Raw genomic sequence first — 24,939 nt, 5'->3', positions numbered from 1 at the left:
GGGCGGCACCCCCAAGGTGCCGCCCGCCGTCGGGCTTTAAGGGGCCCAACCGCAGGGGTCCCCGGGCGGTGGGAGGCGGTGGTGGGCCTTATCCGAAGCGGCCGGAGACGTAGTCTTCGGTGGCCTTCTGGGCCGGGTTGTTGAAGATCGTGGTGGTGTCCGCAAACTCGATCAGCTTGCCGGGCTTGCCGGTGCCGGCGATGTTGAAGAACGCCGTCTTGTCCGAAACGCGGGCGGCCTGCTGCATGTTGTGGGTCACGATCACCACGGTGTACTGGTCCTTGAGCTCGTTGATGAGGTCCTCGACGGCCAGGGTGGAAATGGGGTCCAGCGCGGAGCAGGGTTCATCCATCAGGATGACCTGCGGCTCCACGGCGATGGCACGGGCGATGCAAAGGCGCTGCTGCTGGCCGCCGGACAGGCCCGAGCCGGGCTTCTCCAGGCGGTCCTTGACTTCGTTCCAGAGGTTGGCGCCGCGCAGGGACTTCTCCACCAGGGCATCGGCCTCGCCCTTGGAGATCTTCTTGTTGTTCAACTTCACGCCGGCCAGCACGTTGTCGCGGATGGACATCGTGGGGAACGGGTTGGGCCGCTGGAAGACCATGCCCACCTGGGTGCGCACGGTCACCGGGTCCACACCGGGCCCGTAGAGGTTGTCGCCGTCGAGCAGCACCTCGCCCTCCACGCGGGCTCCCGGGAGGACCTCGTGCATGCGGTTCAGGGTGCGCAGGAAGGTGGACTTGCCGCAACCGGACGGGCCGATGAAGGCGGTGACCGACTTGGGGTCGATGTTGATGTTGACGCCTTCGACGGCGAGGAAATTGCCGTAGTAGACGTTCAGGTCCTTGACGTCGATCCGCTTAGACATGGTGTTCCTTCAATGCTGTGGTGGGAAGAATGTTCAGGCCCGGCGTCATCGGCCGGCCTTGGGGGCGAAGATCCGTGCGATCAAGCGGGCTGCGAGGTTCAGCAGCATCACCAGGATGATCAGCACCAGGGCCGCGCCCCACGCCCGCTGGTCAGAGGGACCGGGATTGGAGGGCGAGGTGGGGTTGAGGATCTGCGTGTAAATGAACGTAGGCAGCGAGGCCATCCAGCCGCCGAAGACGTTGTTGTTGATGCTGGTGGCGAAACCGGCGGTGACCAGGATGGGAGCAGTCTCACCGATCACGCGGGCGATCGCAAGGGTGACGCCGGACGCGATACCGGAGATCGCCGTCGGGATGACCACCTTCAGGATGGTCCGCCACTTCCGCACGCCCAGCGCGTAGGCGGCCTCGCGCAGTTCGTTCGGGACGATCTTGAGCATTTCCTCGCTGGAGCGGACCACCACCGGGATCATCAGCACCGAAAGGGCGACGGCGGCGACGGCACCGGTCTTGGTGCCCGGGCCGACGACGGCGAAGAAGAACGCCGCGGCGAAAAGGCCCGCCACGATCGAGGGGATGCCGGTCATGACGTCCACGAAGAAGGTGATGGCACGGGCCAGGGGACGGTCGTTGCCGTATTCCACCAGGTAGATCGCGGTGAGCAGGCCAACGGGCACCGAGATGACGGTGGCCAGCAGGGTGATCTGCACGGTGCCGACCAGTGCGTGGTAGACGCCGCCGAGCACCTTGGTGCCCTGTTCGACGGCCTTGTTGTCGAGCGTGCCGGTGACGCCGTTCATGGACGTCCCGAGGAAGCCCGGGGTGATGATTCCGGGGATGCCGTTGACCAGCACGGTCCAGATCACCGAAACCAGCGGCAGCAGCGCAACCAGGAACGCGCCGACCACCAGGCAGGTGGCCAGCTTGTCCTTGGCCTTGCGTGCGCCTTCGACAACGCCGCTCCAGGCAACGAGGCCCATCGTGAACAGGATCGCGGAAACCACGCCCCAGCCGAAGACGTTGAAGCCGATCAGCGCGAGGATGGCCGCACCGAGCACGAGGGCGACGGCGAGGACCACGTAGGGCGCGTACGAAGGCAACTGGCCCTTGGTGAGGGCGGATCGCTTGCGGGTTACGGGGGCTGTGAGTGTCATTTAGTTCGCTCCCGAGAATTCTTTGTGCTTGGTGATGATCCAGCGCGCCACCATGTTCACGGCCAGGGTGATGACGAACAGCACCAGGCCGGCGGCGATCAGGGTGTTGACCTTGAGGCCGCTGGCTTCGGGGAAGTTGAGGGCGATCTCGGCGGCGATGGTCTGGTTACCGCTCTGGATGAGGCTGGCGGTCAGGACGCCGGAGGAGAGCACCAGGGCCACGGCCATGGTCTCGCCGAGCGCGCGGCCCAGGCCCAGCATGACGGCGCTGATGATGCCCGGGCGGCCGAAGGGCAGGACGGCCATCTTGATCATTTCCCAACGGGTGGCGCCGAGGGCGAGTGCGGCTTCCTCGTGCAGCTTGGGGGTCTGCAGGAAGATTTCGCGGCTCAGGGAGGTGATGATCGGCAGCACCATCACGGACAGCACGACGCCGGCGGTCAGGATCGTCTTGCCGGTTGCGGATGCCGGTCCCTGGAAGATCGGCAGCCAGCCCAGGTTGTTGGCCAGCCAGTCGTAGCCGGGGGCGATTTCCTTGGCCAGGAAAGCTGCGCCCCAGGCGCCGTACACCACGGAGGGGATGGCGGCGAGGAGGTCGATCACATAGCCCAGGCCGGAAGCGAGGCGGCGCGGGGCATAGTGGGAGATGAACAGCGCCACGCCGATTGCCACGGGGGTGGCGATCACGAGGGCGATCAGGGCAGCGATGAGCGTGCCCAGGACGATCGGCCAGATATAGGCGGCGAAGCCCTGGCCGCCCTGGATGTCGGCCGCCGGGGCCACGAAGGCCGGGATGGCCTGGACAACCAGGAAGAGTGCGACGCCGAACAGGACTGCGAGGATGAGGCATCCCGCGGTCAGCGCGGCTCCGGAGAAGACCTTGTCCCCGGTGCGCCCGGCGCCCTGGGAAGTAGTCAAGGAGTTGGTGGTCACGTCTACCTTCAACGTCGGTTCGGAAAATGGCCAAATTCCCCGCCCCGCCGCGAGGTGTTGTGCCCTCGGCGGCGGAACAGGGAACTGCGGTGTTTCAGGCCGGCGGCACCGTGGTGCCGCCGGCCTGAGCGGTCCTTAGGACTTGGCCTTGATGGACTCGATGGCAGCCTTGGCCTTCTCCTGCAGCGCTGCGGACAGCGGAGCGGACTTGGCGGCGTCGGCGGCGGCCTGCTGGCCCCCTTCGGAGACTACGTAGTTCTCGAAAGCCTTGACGAGGTCAGCGGTTTCCTTCTTGTCGTAGGTGGTGCAAACGACGTGGTAGGAGACCAGGACAACCGGGTAGACGCCGGCTTCGGTGGTCTTGCGGTCCAGCTTGATCGCGAAGTCGTTGGCGGCGCGGCCTTCGGCCGGCTTGCTGATTTCGACGGCCTTGGCTGCCGCCTCGGCGGAAATCTTCACGAACTCGCTGCCGACCTTGATCTGTGCGGTGCCAAGCTTGCCGGAAACGGCGGAGTCGTCAGCGTAGGTCACTGCACCGGGGGTGTCGGTGACGGTCTTGACGACGCCGGAGGTGCCCTTGGCGTTCTCGCCCTTCAGCGAAGCCGGCCACACGCCGTCGGCCTTGTCGGTCCAGACGTCAGCGGCAGCCGAGGCGAGGTAGTCGGTGAAGTTCTTGGTGGTGCCCGAATCGTCGGAGCGGTTCACCGGAGTGACCTTGAGGTCCGGAAGCTTGGCGTCCGGGTTCAGGGCGGCGATTGCCGGGTCGTTCCACTTGGCGATCTGGCCGCGGAAAATCTTGGCGACGGTGGTGGCGTCGAGCTTCAGCTCGGTGATGTCGGGCAGGTTGAAGGCCACGGCGATCGGGGAAATGTAGACCGGGATGTCGATGGCACCCTCGGGTCCGCATTTGGCCTTCGAAGCGGCGAGTTCTTCGTCCTTGAGGTAGGCGTCGGAGCCGGCGAACTGGGCCGAGCCGTCGATGATCGCCTTGCGGCCCGCGCCGGAGCCGTCCGGGGAGTACTGCACGGTGGCGCCCTGGTTGGCGGCGGCGAAGCCGGTCTTCCAGGCGTCCATGGCTGCGCCCTGCGCGGAGGAGCCGATACCGGTCAGGGTGCCGGTGACCTTGGCGCCCGCGGCCGCCGGGCTGCTGGCGGTTGCGCCGGTTGCGTTGTCGGATCCACAAGCGGTAAGCGCCAGGGCGCCAGCTGCGATGACCGCGATTGCCGCATTGCGGCCGAAGCGAGTTGCCTTCACTTTGATGTACCCCTTCCAGGGATTCTCAGATGCGTGCCGAGGAGGGTCGGCTGTTGGGAGATTCGTACTCGTTTTGTACCTTGATCGACGGTAAGAGCCTCAGGTAACGGGATCGGCCGTCCAAGGTGAACGGAGGATGAACGGAAGCGGACCATTTCCTTACATATGCGGCGCCGCTCTTGCGCGTTACCCGCTGAATAGACTTGAGGGCATGGATGCCCCGCCCGGACTCTCGGTCACCTCGAAATTCCTTCGGACACGGCTGCGCACGGGCATCACCCGGACCCGGAAATCGGTGCTGCCCGCAGTCCAGATGACAGTCTGCGCGGTTGGGGCCTACGCCTTCGCCGAACACATCCTCGGCCACACCGGCCCGCTTTTCGCAGCCACGTCCTCCCTGATCGCCTTGGGCTTCTCCCGCGACCCGCGCCTGCGCCGGGTGATGGAAGTGGGCCTCGGCTGCACCCTGGGCATCGTAGTGGGCGACCTTCTGGTGCACTGGCTGGGCTCCGGCGTCTGGCAGGCCGCCATCGTGCTGCTTTTCTCGATCCTGCTGGCCCGTTTCCTGGACAGCGGCACCATCTTCACCACCCAATTGGGGCTGCAGTCCTTGCTCGTGGTACTTCTCCCGGCCCCGCCAGGGGGTCCGTTCACCCGCAGCCTGGACGCCGTCGTCGGGGGCGTCTTCGCACTGCTGGTGACGGTACTGATGCCAAAGGATCCGCGGCTGGAGCCGCGGCAGGACGTCCGGAAACTCCTGGGCGAACTGGCGGAGGTGCTGCGCGAATGCGCGGACGCCATGATCGACAGCGACTCCACCCTCGCCTGGCACGCCCTGGTCCGCGGCCGCAACTGCCAGCCGCTGGTGGACCGGATGCGCCAGTCGCTGCGCGCCGCCGGGGAGGTGGCCACGCTGGCGCCCGCGTATCGGAAACACCGCGAGGAACTGAACGCGATGGAGGCCTCGCTGGACTCGATCGACCTCGCCTTGCGCAACAGCCGGGTGTTCGCCCGGCGGCTCACCAGCGCCATCAACCACACCGCCCTGACGGATGAGGCGACGGACAACATCTCCGAGGTGCTGCGGGATACGGCCGCGGCGGTGGACGAACTGTCGCTGGGGCTGGCGGAAGTGCACGACGGCGCACGCCGGGCCCACATGCGCGTCGCCCGGCAGGACCTCGCGGACATCGCCACCCGGCTTCACCCGCGGCTGCTCGCCGTCCAGAAGCTCGAAGGCGAAACCGTGGTGATGCTTTTCCGGCCGCTTATGGTGGACCTGCTCGAGGCCGCCGGCATGGAACCCGCCGAAGCCCGGGACGCGCTGCCGCCGCTGTAGCGGCTTTACTGTCGTACCCCTCCATTAGCCTTGTACGCATGGCTACCAAGACCTCCCGCGCCTCCAAGGCCCCCGCGTTCAAATGCGCCGAATGCGGCTGGACCACCGTCAAGTGGGTGGGCCGCTGCGGCGAGTGCCAGGCGTGGGGAACCGTTGAGGAGTCCGGCGCCACGGTAGCGCGCACGACGGCGGCGGCAACAGTTCTGGAGCCCGCGCGCCGGATTGCCGAGGTGGACGGTACGACGGCGGCGTTCCTGCCTACCGGCGTCGACGAACTGGACCGGGTGCTCGGCGGAGGCCTGGTTCCCGGCGCGGTGATCCTGCTGGCCGGGGAGCCCGGCGTCGGCAAATCCACGCTGCTGCTGGATGTCGCGGCCAAGTTTGCCCGCACCGGCCAGGACGTCCTGTACGTGACGGGCGAGGAATCGGCCGCCCAGGTGAAACTGCGGGCGGAGCGGATCGGCGCCCTCGCGGACACCCTCTACCTGTCCGCGGAAACGGACCTCGGCCAGGCGCTGGGACAGGTGGAGAAACTCGAACCCAAGCTGCTCATCGTGGACTCCGTGCAGACCCTCAGCAGTGCCGAGGTGGAAGGCAGCGCCGGCGGGGTGTCCCAGGTCCGCGAGGTGGCTGCCTCGATCATCGGCGCCGCCAAGCGCCGCAATATGACCACCCTGCTGGTGGGACACGTGACCAAGGATGGCTCCATCGCAGGTCCGCGCTTGCTGGAGCACCTGGTGGACGTCGTGTGCCAGTTCGAAGGCGAGCGCCATTCCCGGCTCCGGCTGCTTCGTGCCGTCAAGAACCGCTATGGGGCCACGGACGACGTCGGCTGCTTCGACCTCAACGAAGCCGGGATCGAGGGCCTCGCCGATCCCAGCGGGCTCTTCGTCTCCCGTACCCGCGAACCCGTTTCGGGCACCTGCATCACCGTGACCATGGAGGGCCGGCGGCCGCTGCTGGCCGAGGTGCAGTCGCTGCTGGCCGAAAGCGCCAACTCGCAGCCGCGCCGGGCTACCAGCGGCCTGGACAGTTCACGGGTTTCGATGCTGCTGGCCGTGCTGCAGCAACGGGCCGGCTGCGTGCTGCACAAGGACGATTCCTACGTGGCCACCGTGGGCGGGGTGAAGCTCAGCGAACCGGCCACGGACCTCGCCGTCGCGCTGGCTGTTGCCTCGGCGAAGTCCCGCAAGGCATTGCCGCAAAGGCTCATCGCCTTCGGCGAGGTGGGCCTGGCCGGCGAGGTCCGTCCCGTTCCGGGCATCAACCAGCGCATCCACGAGGCCCAGCGCCTGGGCTTCACACACGCGGTTGTCCCGGCCAGCCCCAACGGGCCGGGACCGGTCCCGGAAGGGTTCTCCGTGCGGGAGGTCGCGCATGTGGCCGAGGCGCTGGAACTGCTGATCAGCTGAGGTTCCGTGCCGGGTGTCGCCGCACGGTCGGCCGCGCGGTTCCCCGGCACGGGGTGTCGCACGGCCGGCCGTCCACGCTGTGCGCAAGAGTGGTCCCATGACGAAAAGAACGGCACTGGCCAACAGAACAGCATTGGCCAAGAGAACGGTGCTTATCGGGGGACGTTTCTTCTTCGGCCTCTTGACGCTTGTTGCCGTCGGGACGCAGCTGGCGGTGCACATCAGCCTGCGCTACGACGTTTGGAATTTCTTCAGCTACTTCACCAACCTGTCCAATCTCTTCGCCGCCGTGGTGCTGCTGGTCAGCGGGTACCGCCTGCTGGTCCGGAAACGTCCCACCGAACTGGATGAAACCACCCGCGGAACGGCCACCATTGCGATGGCCATCGTGGGCGTCGTCTTCGGCCTCCTGCTCACGGGCCAGGACCTCGGCTCGATGGTTCCGTGGGTGAACTTCGTGGTGCATTACCTGATTCCGGTGGTGATGGTGGCCGACTGGCTGTTCCAGCCGCCACGCACCACCATGACGGCCCGGCATCTCTGGTACTGGCTCGTTTATCCGCTCGCGTACCTGGCCTACAGCCTCATCCGTGGCGCCTTCGTGAACTGGTATCCGTACTGGTTCATCGACCCCGCGCGGGCCGGCGGGTGGGGCGGGGTCGCCTTCTTCGCCGTGGGCATCGCCGTCGGCTTCCTGCTGGTCAGCTTGGCAATGCTCCGCCTCGGCAACAAGCTCGAACGGCAAGCGGACTACTGAACCCTCCGTCCGTGCCCCACGGCGCCCTCGCGCCGCCGCCTGATCACCCCAAACGGCCCTCCGCAAAGTTGCCGGGAGGGCCGTTTCCACACCCCTTCCAGCAAGGCACGAATGGGCCACTTTGAGGCTTGCCTGTGCGGATAAGGCGTCGGTGAGGATCTATCATGGTGCTAGCCACTGCCGGGGCACTTTTCCTGAACATCGCCGGCACTGATGCCGGCCCGGTTACGGGTCCTGCAACGTTCGAAGGGAACACGCATGGCCCGAAGTCCCGAGGAATCGCTTAAGGCGACCCTGGCACGAGTCGCACCCGGCACCGCGCTGCGGGACGGACTTGAGCGCATCCTGCGCGGACGCACCGGCGCCCTGATCGTCCTTGGCTCGGACCGCACCATCGATTCCATCTGTTCAGGCGGCTTCGAAATCGGCATCGAATTCTCCCCCACGCGGCTCCGCGAACTCGCCAAGATGGACGGCGCCATCGTCTGTGACAAGGACGCCAGCAACATCATCCGCGCCGCCGTTCAGCTGGTCCCCGATGCCAGCATCGAAACCCAGGAATCCGGCACCCGGCACCGCACCGCGGAGCGCGTCGCCATCCAGACCGGCGTGCCCGTCATCTCGGTCAGCCAATCCATGCAGATCATCGCCCTGTACGTGAACGGCTTGCGGCATGTGCTGGAAGGTTCGGAGAAAGTGCTGGCCCGCGCCAACCAGGCCCTCGCCACGCTTGAGCGCTACAGCGCCCGCCTGGACCAGGTCACCAGTTCCCTTTCGGCACTGGAAATCGAAGCCATGGTCACGGTTCGCGACGTCGCCGTGACTCTCCAACGCCAGGAAATGGTGCGCCGGATCGCCGAGGAAATCGCCCAGTACGTGCTGGAACTTGGCGAGGACGGCCGCCTCCTGTCCCTGCAGCTGGAGGAACTCACCATGGGCCGCGGCCCCGGCAGCGACGTCATCATCCGCGACTACGCCGGCGACGCCGCCTCCGCCGAGGACATCGACACTGCCGTGCAGGCCCTTATGGACCTCGGCCCCACCGAGCTGATCGATCTGGGCAGGATCTCCAGCATCATCGGTTTTGCCGGCGGGATGGACGTGCTCGACGCCGGTGTGCAGCCGCAGGGGTACCGCCTCCTTGCGGGACTCAAGTCGGTTCCGAAGGCCGTGGCCGACCGCCTGGTGGACCACTTCGGCGGGCTCCAGAACCTCATGGCCGCCACCATCGAAGACCTCATGACCGTGGACGGCATCGGCGACCAGCGGGCCCGAACCGTCCGCGAAGGCCTCAGCCGCATGGCGGAGGCAAGCCTCCTGGACCGCTTCCTCTGACCACCCACCGGTTGCTCAGTAGATGCCGCTTTGGGCCCCATAACGGCGACAACTCAGCAGTCGATGAGAATCAGCGCAGCTGGAAGACGGCCTTCTGGCTGACCTTGTTGCCCAGCGACGCCGTGAACACGTAGGTCCCGGCACCGGGTTTGGCGTTCACCACGCTGCAACCCTCCGTAGTGCGGTTGCGCTGCCAGACGAAGTTCGCGGTCTCGCTCTTGCCCGGCAGGATGGTCTTCACCAGGTCCTCGCTGCTGGCCTGGCAGTCCCGGGAAGAGAAAATCCGGTCAGCCCCGCTGGTCACCTGGAACTCCATCTGCGATGTTCCCACGTTGACCTGGCACGGCGTGGCGCCGCCGTTGGTGACCTTCATCCCCAGGACGGGATTCTTGCCCGCGGCATAGGAGCCGGCGTCGGTGCTGGCGGCAACCGTGACCAGGTTCAGGTCGCACACGGGGGTCGCCTTGGCAGAGGGGCTCGCCGTCCCCGAAGTACCGGGCGCCGCGGTGCCTGTGCCCTGCGGCTCCGGTCCGTTGGTGGGCTGCGCTACGGGCTCGGCTTTCCCGCCGAGTGACGACGCGATTGCCACGACGCCGGCGGTCAGTAACCCGAGCACGAGCAGCAAGCCGATGAAAACCACAAGGCGACGGCGGCGGTACACCGCCGGGCTCGGCCTGCGGCGGCCGCCTTGGGAGGACGGACGAGTGGAACCGGAGCGCCGGGAGCTGGAGCGCTGGGAACCGGAGCGCTGGGGCGTTCCGCTCCCGGTTTTGGGGCGTGTTGCGGCCGGGGTCCGGGCACCGTTGCCTGCCGAGCGCGTTCCGCGCGCGCCTGACGGTTGATTGCCCTTGGTGACCATATGACTAGGCTAGGCAACGCCCGCCCCGGATGCCGCCGCACCACGCCGCCGGCCCGCCGTCGGGCAGTATGAGCTGCCTCATGTTCCGGCCCCGTGCGCAGGGCCCCGCCGAACGCAGGCTCGGCTACAGTGGAGGGCAGGAATCGGCGGCCGCACGGGCCGCGAAGCACGCAGCCGCAACAAAGGGTCCCATGTCATCGCCAAGAGCCGCGGAACCGCAAGAAACGAAGCCACAAAGCACGGATCCGCAAAGCCACAGGCCGTCGGCCGCCAGGGACTCCCCAGCCGGCCGCGCCACCGCAGGAGCCCCCGCAAAGCCGGGACCGGCCAAGCCAACGGCATCGCGGCGCACCCAGTCCCGCCGGGCCGGCGAACGGCCGGCCCGCGCACAGCAAGCCCCAGCCCACCAGCTCGAAGCCGACGAGCTCGACGTCCTGCACAACGGGCTTGACCGTTGGTTCGCCGCCAACGCCCGGGAGCTGCCGTGGCGCGAGCCACGCTGCAGCCCCTGGGGCGTGCTGGTAAGCGAAGTCATGCTGCAGCAGACCCCCGTGGTGCGGGTGCTCCCGGTGTGGCTGGACTGGATGGAACGCTGGCCCGAACCGGGCGACCTTGCCCGTGAGGCTTCCGGCGAAGCCGTGCGACACTGGGGCCGGCTGGGCTATCCGCGGAGGGCCCTCCGGCTCCATGCTGCCGCCACCGCTATCGTCGACGAGCACGGCGGTAAGGTACCCCGGACGTACGAGGGCCTGCTGGGCCTTCCCGGCGTCGGCGACTACACGGCCGCGGCAGTTGCCTCCTTCGCCTTCGGCAAGCGCGAAACGGTGGTGGACACCAATATCCGCCGCGTCCACGCTCGGCTGGTGTCCGGAACGGCCCTTCCCGCGCCGTCGCTCACCGCCGCGGAGATGCGCCTGGCCGAAGCCCTCATGCCCCGGGACACCGCACTCTCCGTGCGCTGGAACGCCTCGGTCATGGAACTGGGTGCGCTGGTGTGCACGGCCCGCTCCCCCAAGTGTTCCGACTGCCCGGTCCGCACCGAATGCGCGTGGCTCGCGGCGGGCGAGCCGCCGCCGTCGTACATTCCCAAGGGCCAGGCCTGGCACGGCACCGACCGGCAGCTCCGCGGAGCCGTCATGGCGGTACTCCGGGTGGCGGAGGCACCGGTGGCGCGCGGAATGTTCGAACAGGCGCCGGCTGACCTTGGCTTCGCCGCAGGGGGCACCGCGGCTCCCCTGGCCGCGCTGCACCGCCTCAACTCCGCGCCCGAGCAGCTTGAGCGGGCGCTGGACGGCTTGGTGCGCGACGGCCTGGCGGAACTGCACGACGGCGACTACCGGCTGCCCGCCTGACCACCACTCGCAGGGGAGGGACGAACTTTGAAGACCGTGATCTACATCGTCTGGGCGCTGTTCCAGATCGGCGCGGTTGCCGCCCTGGTGCGCACAGCCAGGAAGGCCAAGCGGCAGCAGACGCGCACCGCAGGCTGGCCCAGGGTCCAGGCAGTGGTTACCGGGAGCATGGCGGGCTGGTCCGGCAGGGCCGGCGGCTCCGATCCGTCCCGCCGTTTCTTCCCCACCTACCAGTTCACGGGGCCGGACGGGCAGGTCTTCAACGGCACCTCCGACGTTCCTTCCGCGGAAGTCCCCGCCCCAGGCTCGTATATCGAGGTAGCGGTGAACCCGGCCAACCCCCACGAGTCCTTCCACCAGTCCACCAAGGAGAAGGTGGGTATCGGCTGCGCCATCGCGTTCTTCGCCGTCTTCGCGGTGGTCTCGTTTTGGTTCATCGGCATCTTCCCGATCGGCTGAGCGTTTACCGCCCCGCGCGGCACCATAACGATGTCGGCAAGCTTCCGCAGGAGCCGTTCCGGCGCGTGTCCGCCGGTCCTAGGCTGAGGTATGCGCAAGTTATGGGCGGCTGCGGCTTTATGCACGACGGCGTTGCTCGGCTCCGGCTGCCAGCCCGAGTCGGCGCCATGCCCGGCCATCGCCCAGGCACCCGTGGTGGGCCTGACCATAGCCAAGGACTACGTGCCGGTCGTCCAGGGCGTGCACCTGCGGGCCTGCCAGGACGGCACCTGCAAGGAGGCCGACCTGAAACTGATGCCAGGCAGCAGGTCCATCCCGCAGGCGTGCAGCACGGGCCCGGACGGAAGCTGCTCGGCAACGATGTCCCCGGACGGCACCATGTACGGCCTCCTGGACATGGGCGTGCTCACCGCGTCCCCGATCAGCGCAAAAGTCACCGGCACCGCGTCCACCGGGCGCCCGCTCCCGGTCCGCACCCTCGACTTCACGCCCAAGAGCCTCAAGCCCTTCGGTGAAAAATGCGGAACGGTCATCACAGCCAACCTCGTACTGGACGCCACAGGGCTCACCCAGGCGCCCTGAAATCCCTACTTCTCCCCGAAGCCGTCCTCCACGAGGCGACGCACGTAGGCCACCGCTTTCGCCGCGTCCTTGCCGCGGGCCTCCACCGTAAGCGTTCCACCCTGTCCTACCGCCAGGGCCATCAGTTCCATCACTGAGGTCCCGTCGACGCCGTTGACCGTCACTTCGGCATCCAGTCCGGCCAGGCCACCGGCGATCCGGGCCGCAGGCCGGGCATGGATCCCCGCCGCGTTGACCAGCACGAACTCGCCGCTTTCCTGCGGCGCCGCGGGCACCCCGCCCGGCTGGCCGCCGTCGGGAGTTCCAGCGCCCCCGACGCCGGTGCTGCCGCGTCCACCGCTGAACGGCACCGCCCCGGCGGCTGCCTTCACGGCGGCCGCGTCTGCTCCGCCCTGGGCCGCAACCGCCGCCGCGACGAGCCCTTCCACCAAGGGGGCGTCGGCCAGCAGCACGTCCTGCGGCGCGCTGCAGAATTCCACCGCGGCTTCCGCCGTCATCACCGCCGAGCCGAGGTCCGTCAGCACTACGACGCCGGCGCCCGCCGCCGATTCCAGTGCCGATTCGAACGCGGCCAGGACGAGTTCGAAGCTGGTGCCGATCCGGCCGTCTTCGGTGCCGCCCGCGGCGAAGAGGCGGACGTCCGGGGCCATCTGCCCTGCAAGTTCAACGGCCCCTTCGGCGATCCTGGCACTGTGCGAAACCACCACCAGGGCTACCGTCACGCCTGCTCCCCGTCAGGGAAACCCGCCGCCGTGGCCGCCGCGCGCAGCAGGAGCGCCGTGGAAACGGCCCCGGGGTCCCGGTGCCCGGCGCTGCGTTCGCCAAGGTAGCTGGCGCGGCCCTTCCGGGCGATGAGGGGATCCGTGGTCACTGCCCCCACCTCAGCGGCTTCGGCGGCCGCTGCCAGCACTGCGACGGCGTCGGCGCCGAGGGCGACGGCTTCGTTCGCTGCTTCAACGGCGGGGGTCCAGGCGTCCACCATGGTCTTGTCGCCGGGTTCCGCCTTGCCCCGTGCCACGATCCCGTCGCGGGCAGCCTCAAGGGCGGCGGCGAGCGCGGCGGCGTCGACGTCCTCCAGCAGCCCCAGCGCGGTGGAGGCCCGCAGGTATGCGGTTCCGTAGAGCGGGCCGGCGGCCCCGCCCACCTTGGACATCAGGGCCATGGCGGCTAGCTTCAGGGCAGCGCCGGGCGTGTCCGGGGCCGCCTCGGCGATCTTCTCCAGTACCGCCTTGAAGCCGCGGTCCATGTTCTCACCGTGGTCCGAATCGCCGATTGCCCGGTCAAGCTCGATGAGCTCTACACGATGCTCGGACATTTTCCGTGCGGACAGTTGCAACCATTCAATGGCCCAATCGACTCCCAGCCCCACAGTCACATCCCCCAGCGCAGGGCCGCGGTGTGCACGGGAGCGTCCCAGAGTTCCACCAATTCGTCGTCGAGGCGCAGGACCGAGATGGAGCAGCCCTGCATTTCAAGGGAGGTGACGTAGTTGCCCACCAAGGACCTCTCCACGGTGATGCCCTTCTCTCCCAGCAGTTGGGCTGCGCGGCGGTACACGATGTAGAGCTCGCTGAGCGGGGTGCCGCCCATGCCGTTGACGAACAGCAGTGCCCGTTCCCCCTTGCCGATGCCGAGGTCTTCCACCACAGGTTCCAGCAGCCTGGCGGTGATGCCGTCCGCATCCTCCATGGGGATCCGGTGGCGGCCGGGCTCGCCGTGGATGCCGATGCCGATTTCGATTTCGTCCTCGGCAAGTTCGAAGCTCGGCACCCCCGCGTGCGGCACGGTGCAGCCGGACAGAGCCACGCCCATGGTTCGCACGTTGCGGACAACCGATTCGGCGACGCCGGTAACGGCGTCGAGCGTGTCACCGCGGACGGCGGCGGCACCTGCGATCTTTTCCACGAGCACCGTCCCGCCCACGCCGCGCCGCCCGGCCGTGTACAGGGAGTCCTGCACGGCGACATCATCGTCAACCAGGACCGTCCGGACGCTGATGCCTTCGGCCTGCGAGAGCTCGGCCGCGGTTTCGAAGTTCAGGACGTCGCCGGTGTAGTTCTTCACGATGTGCACGACGCCGGCACCTGAGTCCACCGCTTCGGTCGCCGGGATGATCTGATCGGGCGTGGGCGAGGTGAACACGGCGCCGGGCACCGCGGCGTCGAGCATGCCGTGCCCGACGAAGCCGGCGTGCAGGGGTTCGTGCCCGCTTCCGCCGCCCGACACCAGCGCCACCTTCCCGGCCACGGGCGCACCCTTGCGGACGACGAACGCGGGATTGGCGTGGACCTCCAGGATGTCGGCGTGGGCCAGACCGAAGCCTTCGAGGGATTCGTCCACTACGGCGCGCGGATCATTGATGAGCTTCTTCATGGCTTGCTCCTGGGACGAATCGGGAAGTTTGCTTTGACCCTACTACCCGCCCGGCAGCCACGGTAGGCCTTCAAACGGGCCCGCCGCGGCGGCGTTGTCCGCCCCTCTCCGACCGGGCGTCCGGCTATCCGTTTTCCTCGTCAGGACGGGAGCGATCCTTCACCGGCGAATCCGGCCAGAGCTCCGGCCCCTCCGTCCCGGCGCAGCCCCCGCTCCCCCTCCTGCGAGGCTCCGCGGACGGAACAACTCCCGGGATCTCCACTTGGAATCCTGAGAAATCGGGGAACACAACGTGGTAAGTCATGATTCGCCTCCACAGAAGGGCGGCCCGGGGGTGATGGGCCTCGCCAAGTTTATCCAGCAAGTAGATATATGTGAAGGGTCCGCAGCCAGGCGCCGCAACGGGAGCAGCTAGAGGAACTTGATCATCCGGGTGTTCCCCAGGGTGTTGGGCTTCACCCGGGCCAGGTCCAGGAACTCGGCCACACCTTCGTCATGCGAGCGCAGCAGTTCGGAATAGACCTCCGGGTCCACCGCGGACTGGTCCGCCATGACCTCGAAGCCGTGGCGCTTGAAGAAGTCCACCTCGAAGGTCAGGCAGAACACCCGGGAAACCCCCAGGGCCTTCGCGTCTTCCAGGAGCTGCTGGACCAGCACATGGCCCACACCCTTGCCCCGCCAGTCGGCGGCGGCCGCGAGCGTGCGGACTTCAGCCAGGTCCTCCCACATCACGTGCAAGGCACCGCAGCCAATGACGTCGCCGTCGGACGACTCCGCGATCCGGAACTCCTGCAGGCTCTCGTAGTACGCCACGGTTTCCTTGGCCATCAGGATCCGCTGCGCCGCCAACGGCGCCACCAGCTTCTTGATCGCGGCGACGTCGCCGGTGCGGGCTGGACGGATGCTGAACGTTCGAGTCACAGCCCCATCCTATGTCCCGCACACCCCGGCCTGGCCGGCGCGTTCAACGCGCCGGCCAGGCCTCCCCAGTTCGGCCGGGCCTCCCCGCCCGGCCACGTCCCGGCAGCCGTCCCCACAGCCGCCAAGACAGGCTTACAAACCCAGATCGTCCGGCAAGGCGATGTCCTCCCCGAGGACCTGCCGTGCCAGGAAGTGCTCCACCACGCCATACCAGACCTTGGCATGCTGCGGCTTGAGCACCCAGTGGTTCTCGTCCGGGAAGTACAGGAAGCGGTGCTGCGTCTCCCCGTCCTCTCCGGCCGGCAGCTTCGAACCGGACAGCAGCTCGTACCAGAGCCGCAGCCCCTCGCCGATCGGCACCCGGTAGTCCTTGTCACCATGGATCACGAGCATGGGGGTTGAAATGTTCCCGAGGTGCAGGTGCGGGGAATTCTCCAGCGCCATCTCCGGGGTCATCTCCTTGAGCCAGTACTGTGAGGCGTCCGTGGTGGGGCCGAACTGGTCCAGTGCCCAGAGGCTCGCGTGCGTCACGATCGCCTTGAAGCGGTCGGTATGGCCGGCCACCCAGTTGGCCATGTAGCCGCCGAAGGAGCCCCCCATCGCCGCGGTCCGGGTTTCGTCGATGTCCGGGCGGGCTGCTACCGCATCGGTAACGGCCATCAGGTCCTCGAACGGCGCCTTGCCCCAGTTGCCCCAGCCGCGCTGGATGTACTCCTGCCCATAGCCGGTGGAGAGTGCCGGGTCCGGGAGCAGCACGGCGTACCCCTTGGCGACCAGCAGCCACGGGTTCCAGCGCCAGGTCCACGCGTTCCAGGAACCGAGCGGACCGCCGTGGATCCACAGCAGCAGCGGGGCCGGGTTCTCCGCGGATGCGCCCTCCGGCAGGGCCAGGTAGGCGGGCACCCGCGAGCCGTCGGCCGCCGTCGTTTCGATCCGCTCAAGCGAGCCTTTGACGGCGGGCCTTTCGGCCGGCGCGGGAAGCCGGACGACTCCGCCGCCCGCCAGGTCGATCCGCACCGCTTCGGCGGGGAAGGCATAGGAGCTGCGCAGCGCATAGGCGGCGCTGCCGTCGGGTGAGACGACGACGTCGGAGTACGCCGCGGCGTCGTGCGTCATCCGCGAGACGGCACCGCTTACGACGTCGATGCGGAAGACCGGCGTCGCGCCGTCCTCGTCGGCGGTCACCAGGAGGGTCTTTCCGTCGGGCAGCCAGGCGGCCGGCGTCGCCCAGCGGTCCCATTCGGGCACGAGCGGCTCAGGTCCGGCGCCCGCACCGCTTCCGACGTCGAGCAGGTGCAACCTCACCTCCGGCGCCTGCAGCGGAGTGCTGTCGCATTCGCTGACGACGGCGAGCGTTCGGCCGTCCGGGCTCACCGGCCCGGGAAAGTAACTCATTCCCTCGCGGTCCAGGATGACTTTGAGGTTGCCGGTGGCGACGTCGACGGCGGCCAGGACGTAGCGGGAATCGGCCTTTGCGAGCGGCTTCTGGAGGCTGGTGTAGATCGTGGTGCCGTCCGGGCTGACAACCGCCTCGGTTTCCCGGAGGCGGCCTTCGGCGTCCGGGGTCAGGTTGCGCAGCTTCAGGGGTGGACCCGCGTCCACTGTCGCCGGTTTGCCCGGGCCCTCGTCCTCCCCGGTTTCGACGGCGAAGATCCGCGGCTGCGAGGGGCCAAGGTCGGCGTCCCAGTACCGGACGGGATAGCCGCTGTGCAGGATCGCCGAAACCTTGTTGTCCTTGCGGCTCTTGCGCCGTTTTTCGTCGTCCTCTTCGTCACTGGAGCCGGCGAGGACAGGGGCCTTCACGAAGGTGGCGTCCGCGTCCTTGGCGGTCAGGACGGCGCTGATGCCACCGGCCCGGGAATGCGCCACACGGGCTTCACCGCCGTCGGCCGGCAGCAGCCACAGGGCATCGACCGGATCCGCGTCGGGGCTCTCCGGGTCGGGCCGGGCGGAAGTGAAGTACAGTTCGCCGTTGGCAGCGAAGGCCGCGCCCGCTTCGCCCTTGGCGCTGCGGGTGATCCGCCGGGCCTGCTTGACGCCGGCGGGGTCCAGCTCCCACAGGGCGGTCACGTATTCGGTGCCCTTGCCATTGAGCGTGGCCACGGTCGTGACCAGGCGGCTTCCGTCAGGGCTGAGCGCCAGGCCACTCACGCGCGGGATGGCCAGGTAGTGGTCCAGGTCGTGGAACGGGGTTTCAGCTTGTGCACCCGCTGAGGGCTGTGCGTCCGGGGTTCCCGTGGGATTCGCGTCCATGGTCTGATTCAACACGTATTGTGCCCCCGATCACAGGGGATTTCTCTAAGAGTGAAACAGTACTTTCAGAAAAACCGGACCGACGCGAAAGGACCCCCATTCGTTGAACGGGGGTCCTTTCGGTCCGGCACTCGGAGCCTAGGAACTCCGGGCTGGCCGGAGCCTAGGCGCTCGGTGCGATCTCGGGGATGCGCGGCTTGGCGTTGCCGGCGAACGTGAACTTCGCCTCGTCGCCTTCGCCTTCCACGTCCACCACCACGATGTCGCCCTGGTGCAGCTCGCCGAACAGGATCTTCTCGGAGAGCTGGTCCTCGATCTCGCGCTGGATGGTCCGGCGCAGCGGCCGGGCGCCCATGGCGGGATCGTAGCCGCGGGTTGCCAGGAGCACCTTGGCGGCCTTGGTCAGCTCGATGCCCATGTCCTTGTCCTTGAGCCGCTTCTCCAAGCGAGTGACAAACATGTCCACGATCTCGATGATTTCTTCCTGGGTCAGCTGCGGGAACACCACCACGTCGTCGACACGGTTCAGGAACTCGGGGCGGAAGTGCTGCTTGAGCTCTTCCGTGACCCGGGCACGCATCCGGATGTAGCCGGTCTGGGTGTCCGTGCCGGACTGGAAGCCCGTGGCAACGCTCTTGGAGATGTCGCGGGTACCGAGGTTCGTGGTCATGATGATCACGGTGTTCTTGAAGTCCACCACGCGGCCCTGGGAGTCGGTCAGGCGGCCGTCTTCCAGGATCTGCAGCAGCGAGTTGAAGAGGTCCGCGTGGGCCTTTTCAACTTCGTCGAACAGCACCACGGAGAACGGACGACGGCGGACCTTCTCGGTCAGCTGGCCGCCTTCTTCGTAGCCCACGTAGCCCGGAGGGGCGCCGAAGAGCCGCGAAACGGTGTGCTTCTCGGAGTATTCGGACATGTCCAGGGTGATGAGGGCGTCCTCTTCACCGAACAGGAATTCCGCGAGTGCCTTGGCCAGTTCGGTCTTGCCGACGCCGGTGGGGCCGGCGAAGATGAACGAACCGCCGGGACGCTTGGGGTCCTTAAGGCCGGCACGGGTGCGCCGGATCGCCTGGGAAAGGGCCTTGATGGCCTCGTCCTGGCCGACAACGCGCTTGTGCAGTTCCTCTTCCATCTTCAGCAGACGGCTGGACTCTTCCTCGGTGAGCTTGAAGACCGGGATGCCCGTGGAGTTCGCCAGGACTTCCGCGATGAGGTCTTCGTCCACTTCCGAGACGTCGTCCATGCCGCCGGACTTCCAGTTGCGTTCCTTCTCGGCGCGCTCGGCGATGAGCTTCTGCTCCTTGTCGCGCAGCGAGGCGGCGCCTTCGAAGTCCTGGGCATCGATGGCCGATTCCTTCTCAAGCTTCACTTGGGCAATGCGCTCGTCCATGGCCTTCAGCTCCGGCGGAGCTGTCATGCGGCGGATGCGCAACCGGGCACCGGCTTCATCGATCAGGTCGATCGCCTTGTCCGGCAGGAAGCGGTCCGAGATGTAGCGCTCGGCGAGCTGGGCGGCCGAGGCGAGGGCGCCGTCGGTGATCGTCACGCGGTGGTGCGCCTCGTAGCGGTCGCGCAGGCCCTTGAGGATTTCTATTGCGTGCGCAACCGAGGGCTCCTTGACCTGGATCGGTTGGAAGCGGCGCTCCAGGGCGGCGTCCTTTTCGATGTGCTTGCGGTATTCGTCGAGCGTCGTGGCACCGATGGTCTGGAGTTCACCGCGGGCCAGCATCGGCTTGAGGATGGAGGCGGCGTCGATGGCACCCTCGGCAGCGCCCGCGCCGACGAGCGTGTGGATTTCGTCGATGAACAGGATGATGTCGCCGCGGGTGCGGATTTCCTTGAGGACCTTCTTCAGGCGCTCTTCGAAGTCACCGCGGTAGCGGGAGCCGGCCACCAGGGAGCCGAGGTCCAGGGTGTAGAGCTGCTTGTCCTTGATGGTCTCCGGGACATCGCCGCGGACGATCGCCTGGGCAAGGCCTTCGACGACGGCGGTCTTGCCGACGCCGGGCTCACCGATCAGCACCGGGTTGTTCTTGGTGCGGCGGGAGAGGACCTGCATGACGCGTTCCATCTCCTGCTCGCGGCCGATCACGGGATCGAGCTTGTTCTCGCGGGCAGCCTGGGTCAGGTTGCGGCCGAACTGATCGAGCACCACCGAACCGGCCGGGGTGCCTTCCTGCTGGCCCGGGCCTGCGCCGGAACCGGCCGCTTCCTTGCCCTGGTAGCCCGAAAGCAGTTGGATGACCTGCTGCCGGACACGGTTCAAGTCCGCACCCAGCTTGACCAGCACCTGAGCTGCCACGCCTTCGCCTTCGCGGATCAGGCCGAGGAGGATGTGCTCGGTGCCGATGTAGTTGTGACCGAGCTGCAGGGCTTCGCGCAGCGACAGCTCCAGCACCTTCTTGGCACGCGGGGTGAAGGGGATGTGGCCGGAGGGCGCCTGCTGGCCCTGGCCAATGATCTCCTGGACCTGTTCCCGGACACCGTCGAGCGAAATGCTCAGGGACTCAAGCGCCTTGGCAGCAACGCCCTCACCCTCATGGATCAGACCCAAGAGGATGTGCTCGGTACCGATGTAGTTGTGGTTGAGCATGCGTGCCTCTTCCTGGGCAAGCACAACAACGCGACGGGCACGGTCCGTAAATCTCTCAAACATTTCGCCACACTCCTAGCTACGACGTACTTTGATGCTACGTGGCGCGGCAAGGATTTTGGGGCGTGTTCGCCACAGGGGAAACAGGCAGGGCGCAGGGAATACTTTCCCTGCGCCCTGCGCTGCACATCGGATCGAATCCCGGCCCCGCCGCGGAGGCACGCCCCTGCCGGGAGCGCCCGCCTGCCGGCCGTCTCACCGCGTTTCGAATTCCCCCATGGTTTTCGAGGCGGAGTTAAACCGGCAATTCATCCTGTTTTGGAGTCCGGAGATACCGGATTCCTCTGGATTCCCTAGGAATTCGCCTTCTGGTAGGCTTCCTGAATTTCAGCCTGGATCCGGCCGCGGCTGTTTACCGTGTATCCGTTATCGCGGGCCCATTGACGGATCTGTGCCGAATCCTGGTTCCTGCCTGCGGAAGCCCGGCTGCGGACAGCGCGTCCGGTGGAAGTTTTACGGGCTTTCGCGACAAAAGGCTCCAAGGCATCGCGCAGCTTTGACGCGTTTACCGTGGACAGATCCATCTCGTAGCTGACTCCGTCCAGGCCAAACCGGACGGTTTCGTCGGCTTCGCCCTCGTCCAAGTCGTCAACCAGGATGATTTTGACTTTCTGTGCCATTGAAAAGACTCTCTTCGCGGGATGGGGGATGCAGGTTTATGTCCTGCCAATTACAGATTATCGTCCAGCGCGCCACAGGGCGTCAAAGACATAAACAATTTTCTGCGGGTCCCACCGGAAGGAAGCTATTTAGCCGGAGCCGCACCACCGTCGGAAGCTGACGAATTCCCGGTACCCGCTTCCCGCTGGGCACGGGCTTCGGCCTGTCGTTCGCGTTTGTCTGCGTTGAAGATGGACTTCATGGCAAACCAGAAAAGCAGCCCCACCACAACGGATGGCGCGAGGACGGCAATGTATTCCATGGTCAGTGGCCTTCGGGCTTGAGGAGGGGGAACAGGATGGTTTCGCGGATGCCGGCGCCGGTGAACAGCATCACGAGGCGGTCGATGCCGAGCCCGATGCCGCCCATGGGCGGCGCACCGTATTCCAGGGCACGGAGGAAGTCCTCGTCGAGCTGCATGGCTTCGTCGTCGCCCTCTGCAGCCAGACGTGATTGTTCGGCGAGCCGTTCGCGCTGGATTACGGGGTCGATGAGCTCGGAGAACGCCGTACCACGCTCCATGCCTCCGATGATCAAGTCCCAAGCCTCGATAAGGCGCCCGTCTTCGCGGTGCGGGCGAGCGAGCGGCTGCGCCGACGGCGGGTAGTCGTAAACAAAAGTCGGGTTCAGCAGAGTGGGCTCGACAATCTCGCCGAACAGCTCCACCACCGCCTTCTCCTGCGTCCACAATGCGTCAGTCTTAACGCCGTGCGCGTCACCGATCTCAAGGAGCCGCTCAAGAGGGGTGTCCGGCGTAATCTCCTCACCGACCGCCTCGGAAAGGCCAGGGTAGACGCCCAGCCAGGCCCATTCGCCGTCGAGGTTGATCTCGCCGGCTTCGGTCTGGATGGTGCGGGTGCCCACGACGTCGGCCACATTGAGGACGATTTCCTTCATCCGCTCGGCCATGACGAACTGGTCGGCCCAGGCCTCGTAGCATTCCAGGGTGGTGAATTCCGGGCTGTGCGTGGAGTCGACGCCTTCGTTGCGGAACACGCGGCCCATGTCGTACACACGGTCGATGCCGCCCACCACGGCGCGCTTGAGGAAGAGTTCCGTGGCGATGCGCAAGGTCATCTTCTGGTCGAAGGCGTTCATATGGGTCTCGAACGGGCGGGCGGTGGCGCCGCCGTGGACCAGCTGGAGGATAGGGGTTTCCACCTCGACGTAGCCGTGGCGGTCCAGGGTGTCACGGACGGAGCGGGTGATGGCGGCACGCGTGTAGACCATTTCGCGGGCTTCGTCGCGGACCATGAGGTCCACATAGCGCTGGCGCACCCGTGTCTCCTCGTTCAGGCCGGCGTGCAGCACAGGCAGCGGGCGCAAGGCCTTGGACGCCATGGACCAGGAGTCGGCCATGACGGAGAGCTCGCCGCGGCGGGAGGAGATGACCTCGCCCTTGATGAAGACGTGGTCGCCCAGGTCAACCAGGGCCTTCCAGTCCGCCAGGCCTTCTTCGCCGATGTTCGCCAGGCTGAGCATTGCCTGGAGGCGTACGCCCTTGCCGTCCACGCCGCCTTCCTGGAGCGTGGCGAAGCACAGCTTGCCGGTGTTGCGGATGAACACGACGCGCCCCGTGATCCCGACGGTGTCACCGGTTGTTTCGTCAGCCTGGAGGTGTCCGTACTTTTCACGGATCTCCGCGAGCGAATGGGTCCGCTCAACACCCACCGGGTAGGCTTCTCCGCCGCGCTCGATCAGCTTGTTGCGCTTCTCCATGCGGATGCGCATCTGTTCGCTTGCGTCGGCGGGCTCTGTGGAGGGGGTGTTTTCTGAAGTCACAAGGCTTAATTCTAGCGGAGCCGGGGACACCGGTCCGCGGGCCGCCCGGCGCGGAGGGGGCCGCCACTTAGACTGTCCCAAATGGACGAACGCACCCTGGAGACGGCCGACGGCGGACGGCTGGCGCTCTACAGCTACGGCACCGCCGGGGCACCGCCGCAGCGGCGGGTCCTGGTGGTGGGCGGAGCCTTCCTGACCGCGCTGATCTACCGCCCGTTCGCGATGGCGCTGGCGGCAGGGCTGGGCAACGGATGGGCGGTGGACGTCTATGACAGGCGCGGCCGCGGGAAATCCAGCAGCCAGCCTCCGGGGTACTCGATGGCCACCGAGGTCGCCGACGTCGGCACCGTGCTGCGCGCCACCGGGGGCCGGCATATTTTCGGGCACAGCCTCGGCGGATCAGTGGTGCTCAACGCCGCCGCTGAGCTCGCCGGCACAGGGCCCCAAGCCGCGAAACTCGCGGTGTACGACGCCGCCGTCAACATCGAGGGAAGCATCGACGCGTCCTGGCTGTCCGGCTTCGAGGAAGCCCTCAATGCCGGGCGCCCGGACCTGGCGATGGCACGCGCCAAGAGGGGCCTAGCTCCGGGCAGCACCCTTGCACGCATCCCGGAACCTGTGCTTGCGGCGCTCATGGCCGTGGTCTCCCGGACCGGGGTCAACCGGCTGTTCCGTGAGCTCATGCCCACCGCCGTCGGCGAACTGAAGGCCGCCATGGAGGAACCGCTCAGCGCCGCCGACTTCGCGGATCTGCCCGCCGGCACTTGCTTCCTGGTGGGCGCGAAGAGTCCCGATTACTACAAGGTCACCGCGGCACGGCTGCACGCGGCGGTTCCCGGCAGCCAGCTCAAACTCTCGCCGAAGTGCGTTCATGGCTCGGTCCCCGCCGCTGTCAAGGAACTCGTCACCGACATCGCCGGGTACTTCGCGGCATAGGCGGCAACCGCCGCGGGGGCACGTTGCGCACTGTCGGCGTTCAGGTAGCTCCGTTAGGCTCAAACCATGACGAGCGAGAAGATCACGACCCCTGACGGCGCGACCCTCGAGGTCTTCACCACTGGCGGCGAAGCAGGCTCCAAAGGCAATGGCGTCGTCGTCGTGCCGGCTTCGATGGTGACCGCCGCGGACTACACGAAGTTCGCACAGAAGCTCAGCGCAGCGCTCGGCCGCCCGGTGCACACGTTCAACCGCCGCGGCCGCGGCGGCTCCTCGCCACAGCCCGCGGACTACACCCTCGACGTCGACATCCGGGACCTCGCGGCCGTCATGAAGCACACCGGCAGCACCGATGTGTTCGGGCACAGCTTCGGCGGCGCCGTTGCGCTGCACGCGGCACGAACGCTCCCCGTGGAGCGCCTCGCCGTGTACGACCCCGCCGTATCGGTCAACCACAGCGTCAAGGCCGACTGGACGGCCGAATATGAACGCGCGACGGCGGCGGGAGACTTCGACCGCGGACTCGCCGTCCTGGTGAAGGGCGTGGAGACCGAAGGCGCCTTCTCGCGGATGCCGCTGTCCATGCTCACGCTCGCCAACAAGCTGACCGCCGGGACACCGATGGGCAAGCAGATGCGGGAACTGATGCAGGCCGGGGTCCGCGAAATCAAGGCGGTTATCGCCGCGGACATGCCCGCCGAGCCGTTCCTGGAGTTGCCCCTTGAAACCCTGATCGTGGTTGGCGAAAAGAGTCCTGCCTATTTCGGGGTGGCCTGCGGCCAGATCCACGATGTATTGTCCGGCTCCAGCTACACCATACTTCCCGGCTTCGGCCATGACGGCGCCAACCGGGCACCGGACAAGCTGATCTCGGAGCTGGCTGATTTCTTCGCCGGCTGAGCCGGCTCGAACGGTCATTAAATAGCTGTGCCCCGGTCCTGTGGGCCGGGGCGCGGTTTGTGTTGGGGTGGTTAATGCGGGAGGCCCCCGAACGGTGTTCGGGGGCCTCGACCTGTAATGGTTGTCCGGCGGTGTCCTACTCTCCCACACCCTCCC

The 24,939-nt window shown here is 67.1% G+C and carries 23 protein-coding genes; 9 read left to right on the top strand and 14 right to left on the bottom strand.

Annotated features, from left to right (window positions below):
• Positions 1 to 88: 88 nt before the first annotated feature.
• From pstB to pstS, 4 genes are all read right to left on the bottom strand, one after another.
• Positions 89 to 868, bottom strand: coding sequence for a phosphate ABC transporter ATP-binding protein PstB (pstB, locus tag DWV11_RS08850; protein WP_115788524.1), 780 nt, complete (start codon positions 866 to 868; stop codon positions 89 to 91).
• A gap of 45 nt (positions 869 to 913) precedes the next feature.
• A complete protein-coding gene (pstA, locus tag DWV11_RS08845; RefSeq protein ID WP_115788523.1) occupies positions 914 to 2,023 on the bottom strand; it encodes a phosphate ABC transporter permease PstA in 1,110 nt (369 codons plus the stop codon).
• Complete coding sequence (gene pstC / locus DWV11_RS08840; RefSeq protein WP_115788522.1) at positions 2,024 to 2,956, bottom strand: phosphate ABC transporter permease subunit PstC; 933 nt, start codon at positions 2,954 to 2,956, stop codon at positions 2,024 to 2,026.
• 135 nt (positions 2,957 to 3,091) lie between these two features.
• Positions 3,092 to 4,210, bottom strand: a complete 1,119-nt coding sequence (gene pstS, locus DWV11_RS08835; RefSeq protein WP_115788521.1) for a phosphate ABC transporter substrate-binding protein PstS — start codon at positions 4,208 to 4,210, stop codon at positions 3,092 to 3,094.
• Positions 4,211 to 4,421: 211 nt separating this feature from the next.
• Here pstS and DWV11_RS08830 point away from each other — a divergent pair, with 211 nt between their 5' ends.
• The 4 genes from DWV11_RS08830 (at position 4,422) to disA (ending at position 9,053) form a co-directional block, all read left to right on the top strand.
• Entirely contained in the window at positions 4,422 to 5,549 is a 1,128-nt protein-coding gene (locus DWV11_RS08830; RefSeq protein WP_115788520.1) for an FUSC family protein, read from the top strand.
• A 38-nt stretch (positions 5,550 to 5,587) separates the two neighbouring features.
• On the top strand, positions 5,588 to 6,961 hold the full coding sequence (radA, locus tag DWV11_RS08825; protein WP_115788519.1) for a DNA repair protein RadA: 1,374 nt from the start codon (positions 5,588 to 5,590) through the stop codon (positions 6,959 to 6,961).
• 97 nt (positions 6,962 to 7,058) lie between these two features.
• Entirely contained in the window at positions 7,059 to 7,718 is a 660-nt protein-coding gene (locus DWV11_RS08820) for a Pr6Pr family membrane protein (protein ID WP_245953518.1), read from the top strand.
• Between the two features lie 258 nt (positions 7,719 to 7,976).
• Entirely contained in the window at positions 7,977 to 9,053 is a 1,077-nt protein-coding gene (disA, locus tag DWV11_RS08815; protein ID WP_115788517.1) for a DNA integrity scanning diadenylate cyclase DisA, read from the top strand.
• A gap of 70 nt (positions 9,054 to 9,123) precedes the next feature.
• Here the strand turns inward: disA and DWV11_RS08810 are convergent, their stop codons facing one another.
• Complete coding sequence (locus DWV11_RS08810; RefSeq protein WP_115788516.1) at positions 9,124 to 9,912, bottom strand: hypothetical protein; 789 nt, start codon at positions 9,910 to 9,912, stop codon at positions 9,124 to 9,126.
• A gap of 515 nt (positions 9,913 to 10,427) precedes the next feature.
• Between DWV11_RS08810 and DWV11_RS08805 the strand changes: the two genes are divergently transcribed.
• The 3 genes from DWV11_RS08805 to DWV11_RS08795 all read left to right on the top strand — a co-directional run bounded on the left by DWV11_RS08805 (position 10,428) and on the right by DWV11_RS08795 (position 12,305).
• A complete protein-coding gene (locus DWV11_RS08805) occupies positions 10,428 to 11,264 on the top strand; it encodes an A/G-specific adenine glycosylase (protein ID WP_425452053.1) in 837 nt (278 codons plus the stop codon).
• Between the two features lie 36 nt (positions 11,265 to 11,300).
• A complete protein-coding gene (locus DWV11_RS08800; RefSeq protein ID WP_342767731.1) occupies positions 11,301 to 11,723 on the top strand; it encodes a DUF3592 domain-containing protein in 423 nt (140 codons plus the stop codon).
• Between the two features lie 90 nt (positions 11,724 to 11,813).
• Entirely contained in the window at positions 11,814 to 12,305 is a 492-nt protein-coding gene (locus tag DWV11_RS08795) for a hypothetical protein (RefSeq protein ID WP_115788514.1), read from the top strand.
• A gap of 5 nt (positions 12,306 to 12,310) precedes the next feature.
• On the opposite strand, the gene dhaM is transcribed toward DWV11_RS08795, so the two are convergent.
• From dhaM to lysS, 9 genes are all read right to left on the bottom strand, one after another.
• Complete coding sequence (dhaM, locus tag DWV11_RS08790) at positions 12,311 to 13,027, bottom strand: dihydroxyacetone kinase phosphoryl donor subunit DhaM (RefSeq protein ID WP_115788513.1); 717 nt, start codon at positions 13,025 to 13,027, stop codon at positions 12,311 to 12,313.
• Positions 13,024 to 13,674 carry a dihydroxyacetone kinase subunit DhaL gene (dhaL, locus tag DWV11_RS08785; protein ID WP_115788512.1) on the bottom strand — a complete coding sequence of 217 codons (651 nt, stop codon included), beginning with the start codon at positions 13,672 to 13,674 and terminating at the stop codon, positions 13,024 to 13,026. Before dhaL ends, dhaM begins: the two co-directional genes overlap by 4 nt.
• A gap of 2 nt (positions 13,675 to 13,676) precedes the next feature.
• Complete coding sequence (gene dhaK / locus DWV11_RS08780) at positions 13,677 to 14,678, bottom strand: dihydroxyacetone kinase subunit DhaK (RefSeq protein ID WP_115788511.1); 1,002 nt, start codon at positions 14,676 to 14,678, stop codon at positions 13,677 to 13,679.
• 411 nt (positions 14,679 to 15,089) lie between these two features.
• The gene (locus DWV11_RS08775; RefSeq protein ID WP_115788510.1) at positions 15,090 to 15,599 is read right to left on the bottom strand and encodes an amino-acid N-acetyltransferase; all 510 of its coding nucleotides are present in this window, start codon (positions 15,597 to 15,599) and stop codon (positions 15,090 to 15,092) included.
• Between the two features lie 132 nt (positions 15,600 to 15,731).
• A complete protein-coding gene (locus tag DWV11_RS08770; protein WP_115788509.1) occupies positions 15,732 to 17,852 on the bottom strand; it encodes a S9 family peptidase in 2,121 nt (706 codons plus the stop codon).
• A gap of 163 nt (positions 17,853 to 18,015) precedes the next feature.
• Positions 18,016 to 20,508, bottom strand: coding sequence for an ATP-dependent Clp protease ATP-binding subunit (locus tag DWV11_RS08765; RefSeq protein ID WP_115788508.1), 2,493 nt, complete (start codon positions 20,506 to 20,508; stop codon positions 18,016 to 18,018).
• Between the two features lie 290 nt (positions 20,509 to 20,798).
• On the bottom strand, positions 20,799 to 21,125 hold the full coding sequence (locus DWV11_RS08760) for a histone-like nucleoid-structuring protein Lsr2 (protein ID WP_115788507.1): 327 nt from the start codon (positions 21,123 to 21,125) through the stop codon (positions 20,799 to 20,801).
• Between the two features lie 125 nt (positions 21,126 to 21,250).
• The gene (locus DWV11_RS20095; RefSeq protein WP_168404619.1) at positions 21,251 to 21,427 is read right to left on the bottom strand and encodes a hypothetical protein; all 177 of its coding nucleotides are present in this window, start codon (positions 21,425 to 21,427) and stop codon (positions 21,251 to 21,253) included.
• A 2-nt stretch (positions 21,428 to 21,429) separates the two neighbouring features.
• Entirely contained in the window at positions 21,430 to 22,947 is a 1,518-nt protein-coding gene (gene lysS / locus DWV11_RS08755; protein ID WP_210725705.1) for a lysine--tRNA ligase, read from the bottom strand.
• A gap of 81 nt (positions 22,948 to 23,028) precedes the next feature.
• On the opposite strand from lysS, the gene DWV11_RS08750 reads away from it, so the two are divergent.
• Both DWV11_RS08750 and DWV11_RS08745 read left to right on the top strand, forming a co-directional pair.
• Entirely contained in the window at positions 23,029 to 23,883 is an 855-nt protein-coding gene (locus DWV11_RS08750) for an alpha/beta fold hydrolase (RefSeq protein ID WP_115788506.1), read from the top strand.
• Positions 23,884 to 23,949: 66 nt separating this feature from the next.
• Positions 23,950 to 24,783 (top strand): alpha/beta fold hydrolase, encoded by an 834-nt coding sequence (locus DWV11_RS08745; RefSeq protein ID WP_115788505.1) that lies wholly within the window; start codon positions 23,950 to 23,952, stop codon positions 24,781 to 24,783.
• Positions 24,784 to 24,939 lie beyond the last annotated feature (156 nt).

The organism is Arthrobacter silvisoli (assembly GCF_003369445.1).
GTDB classification, from domain to species: domain Bacteria; phylum Actinomycetota; class Actinomycetes; order Actinomycetales; family Micrococcaceae; genus Arthrobacter; species Arthrobacter silvisoli.
This window is presented reverse-complemented; position numbering and strand designations above follow the sequence as displayed.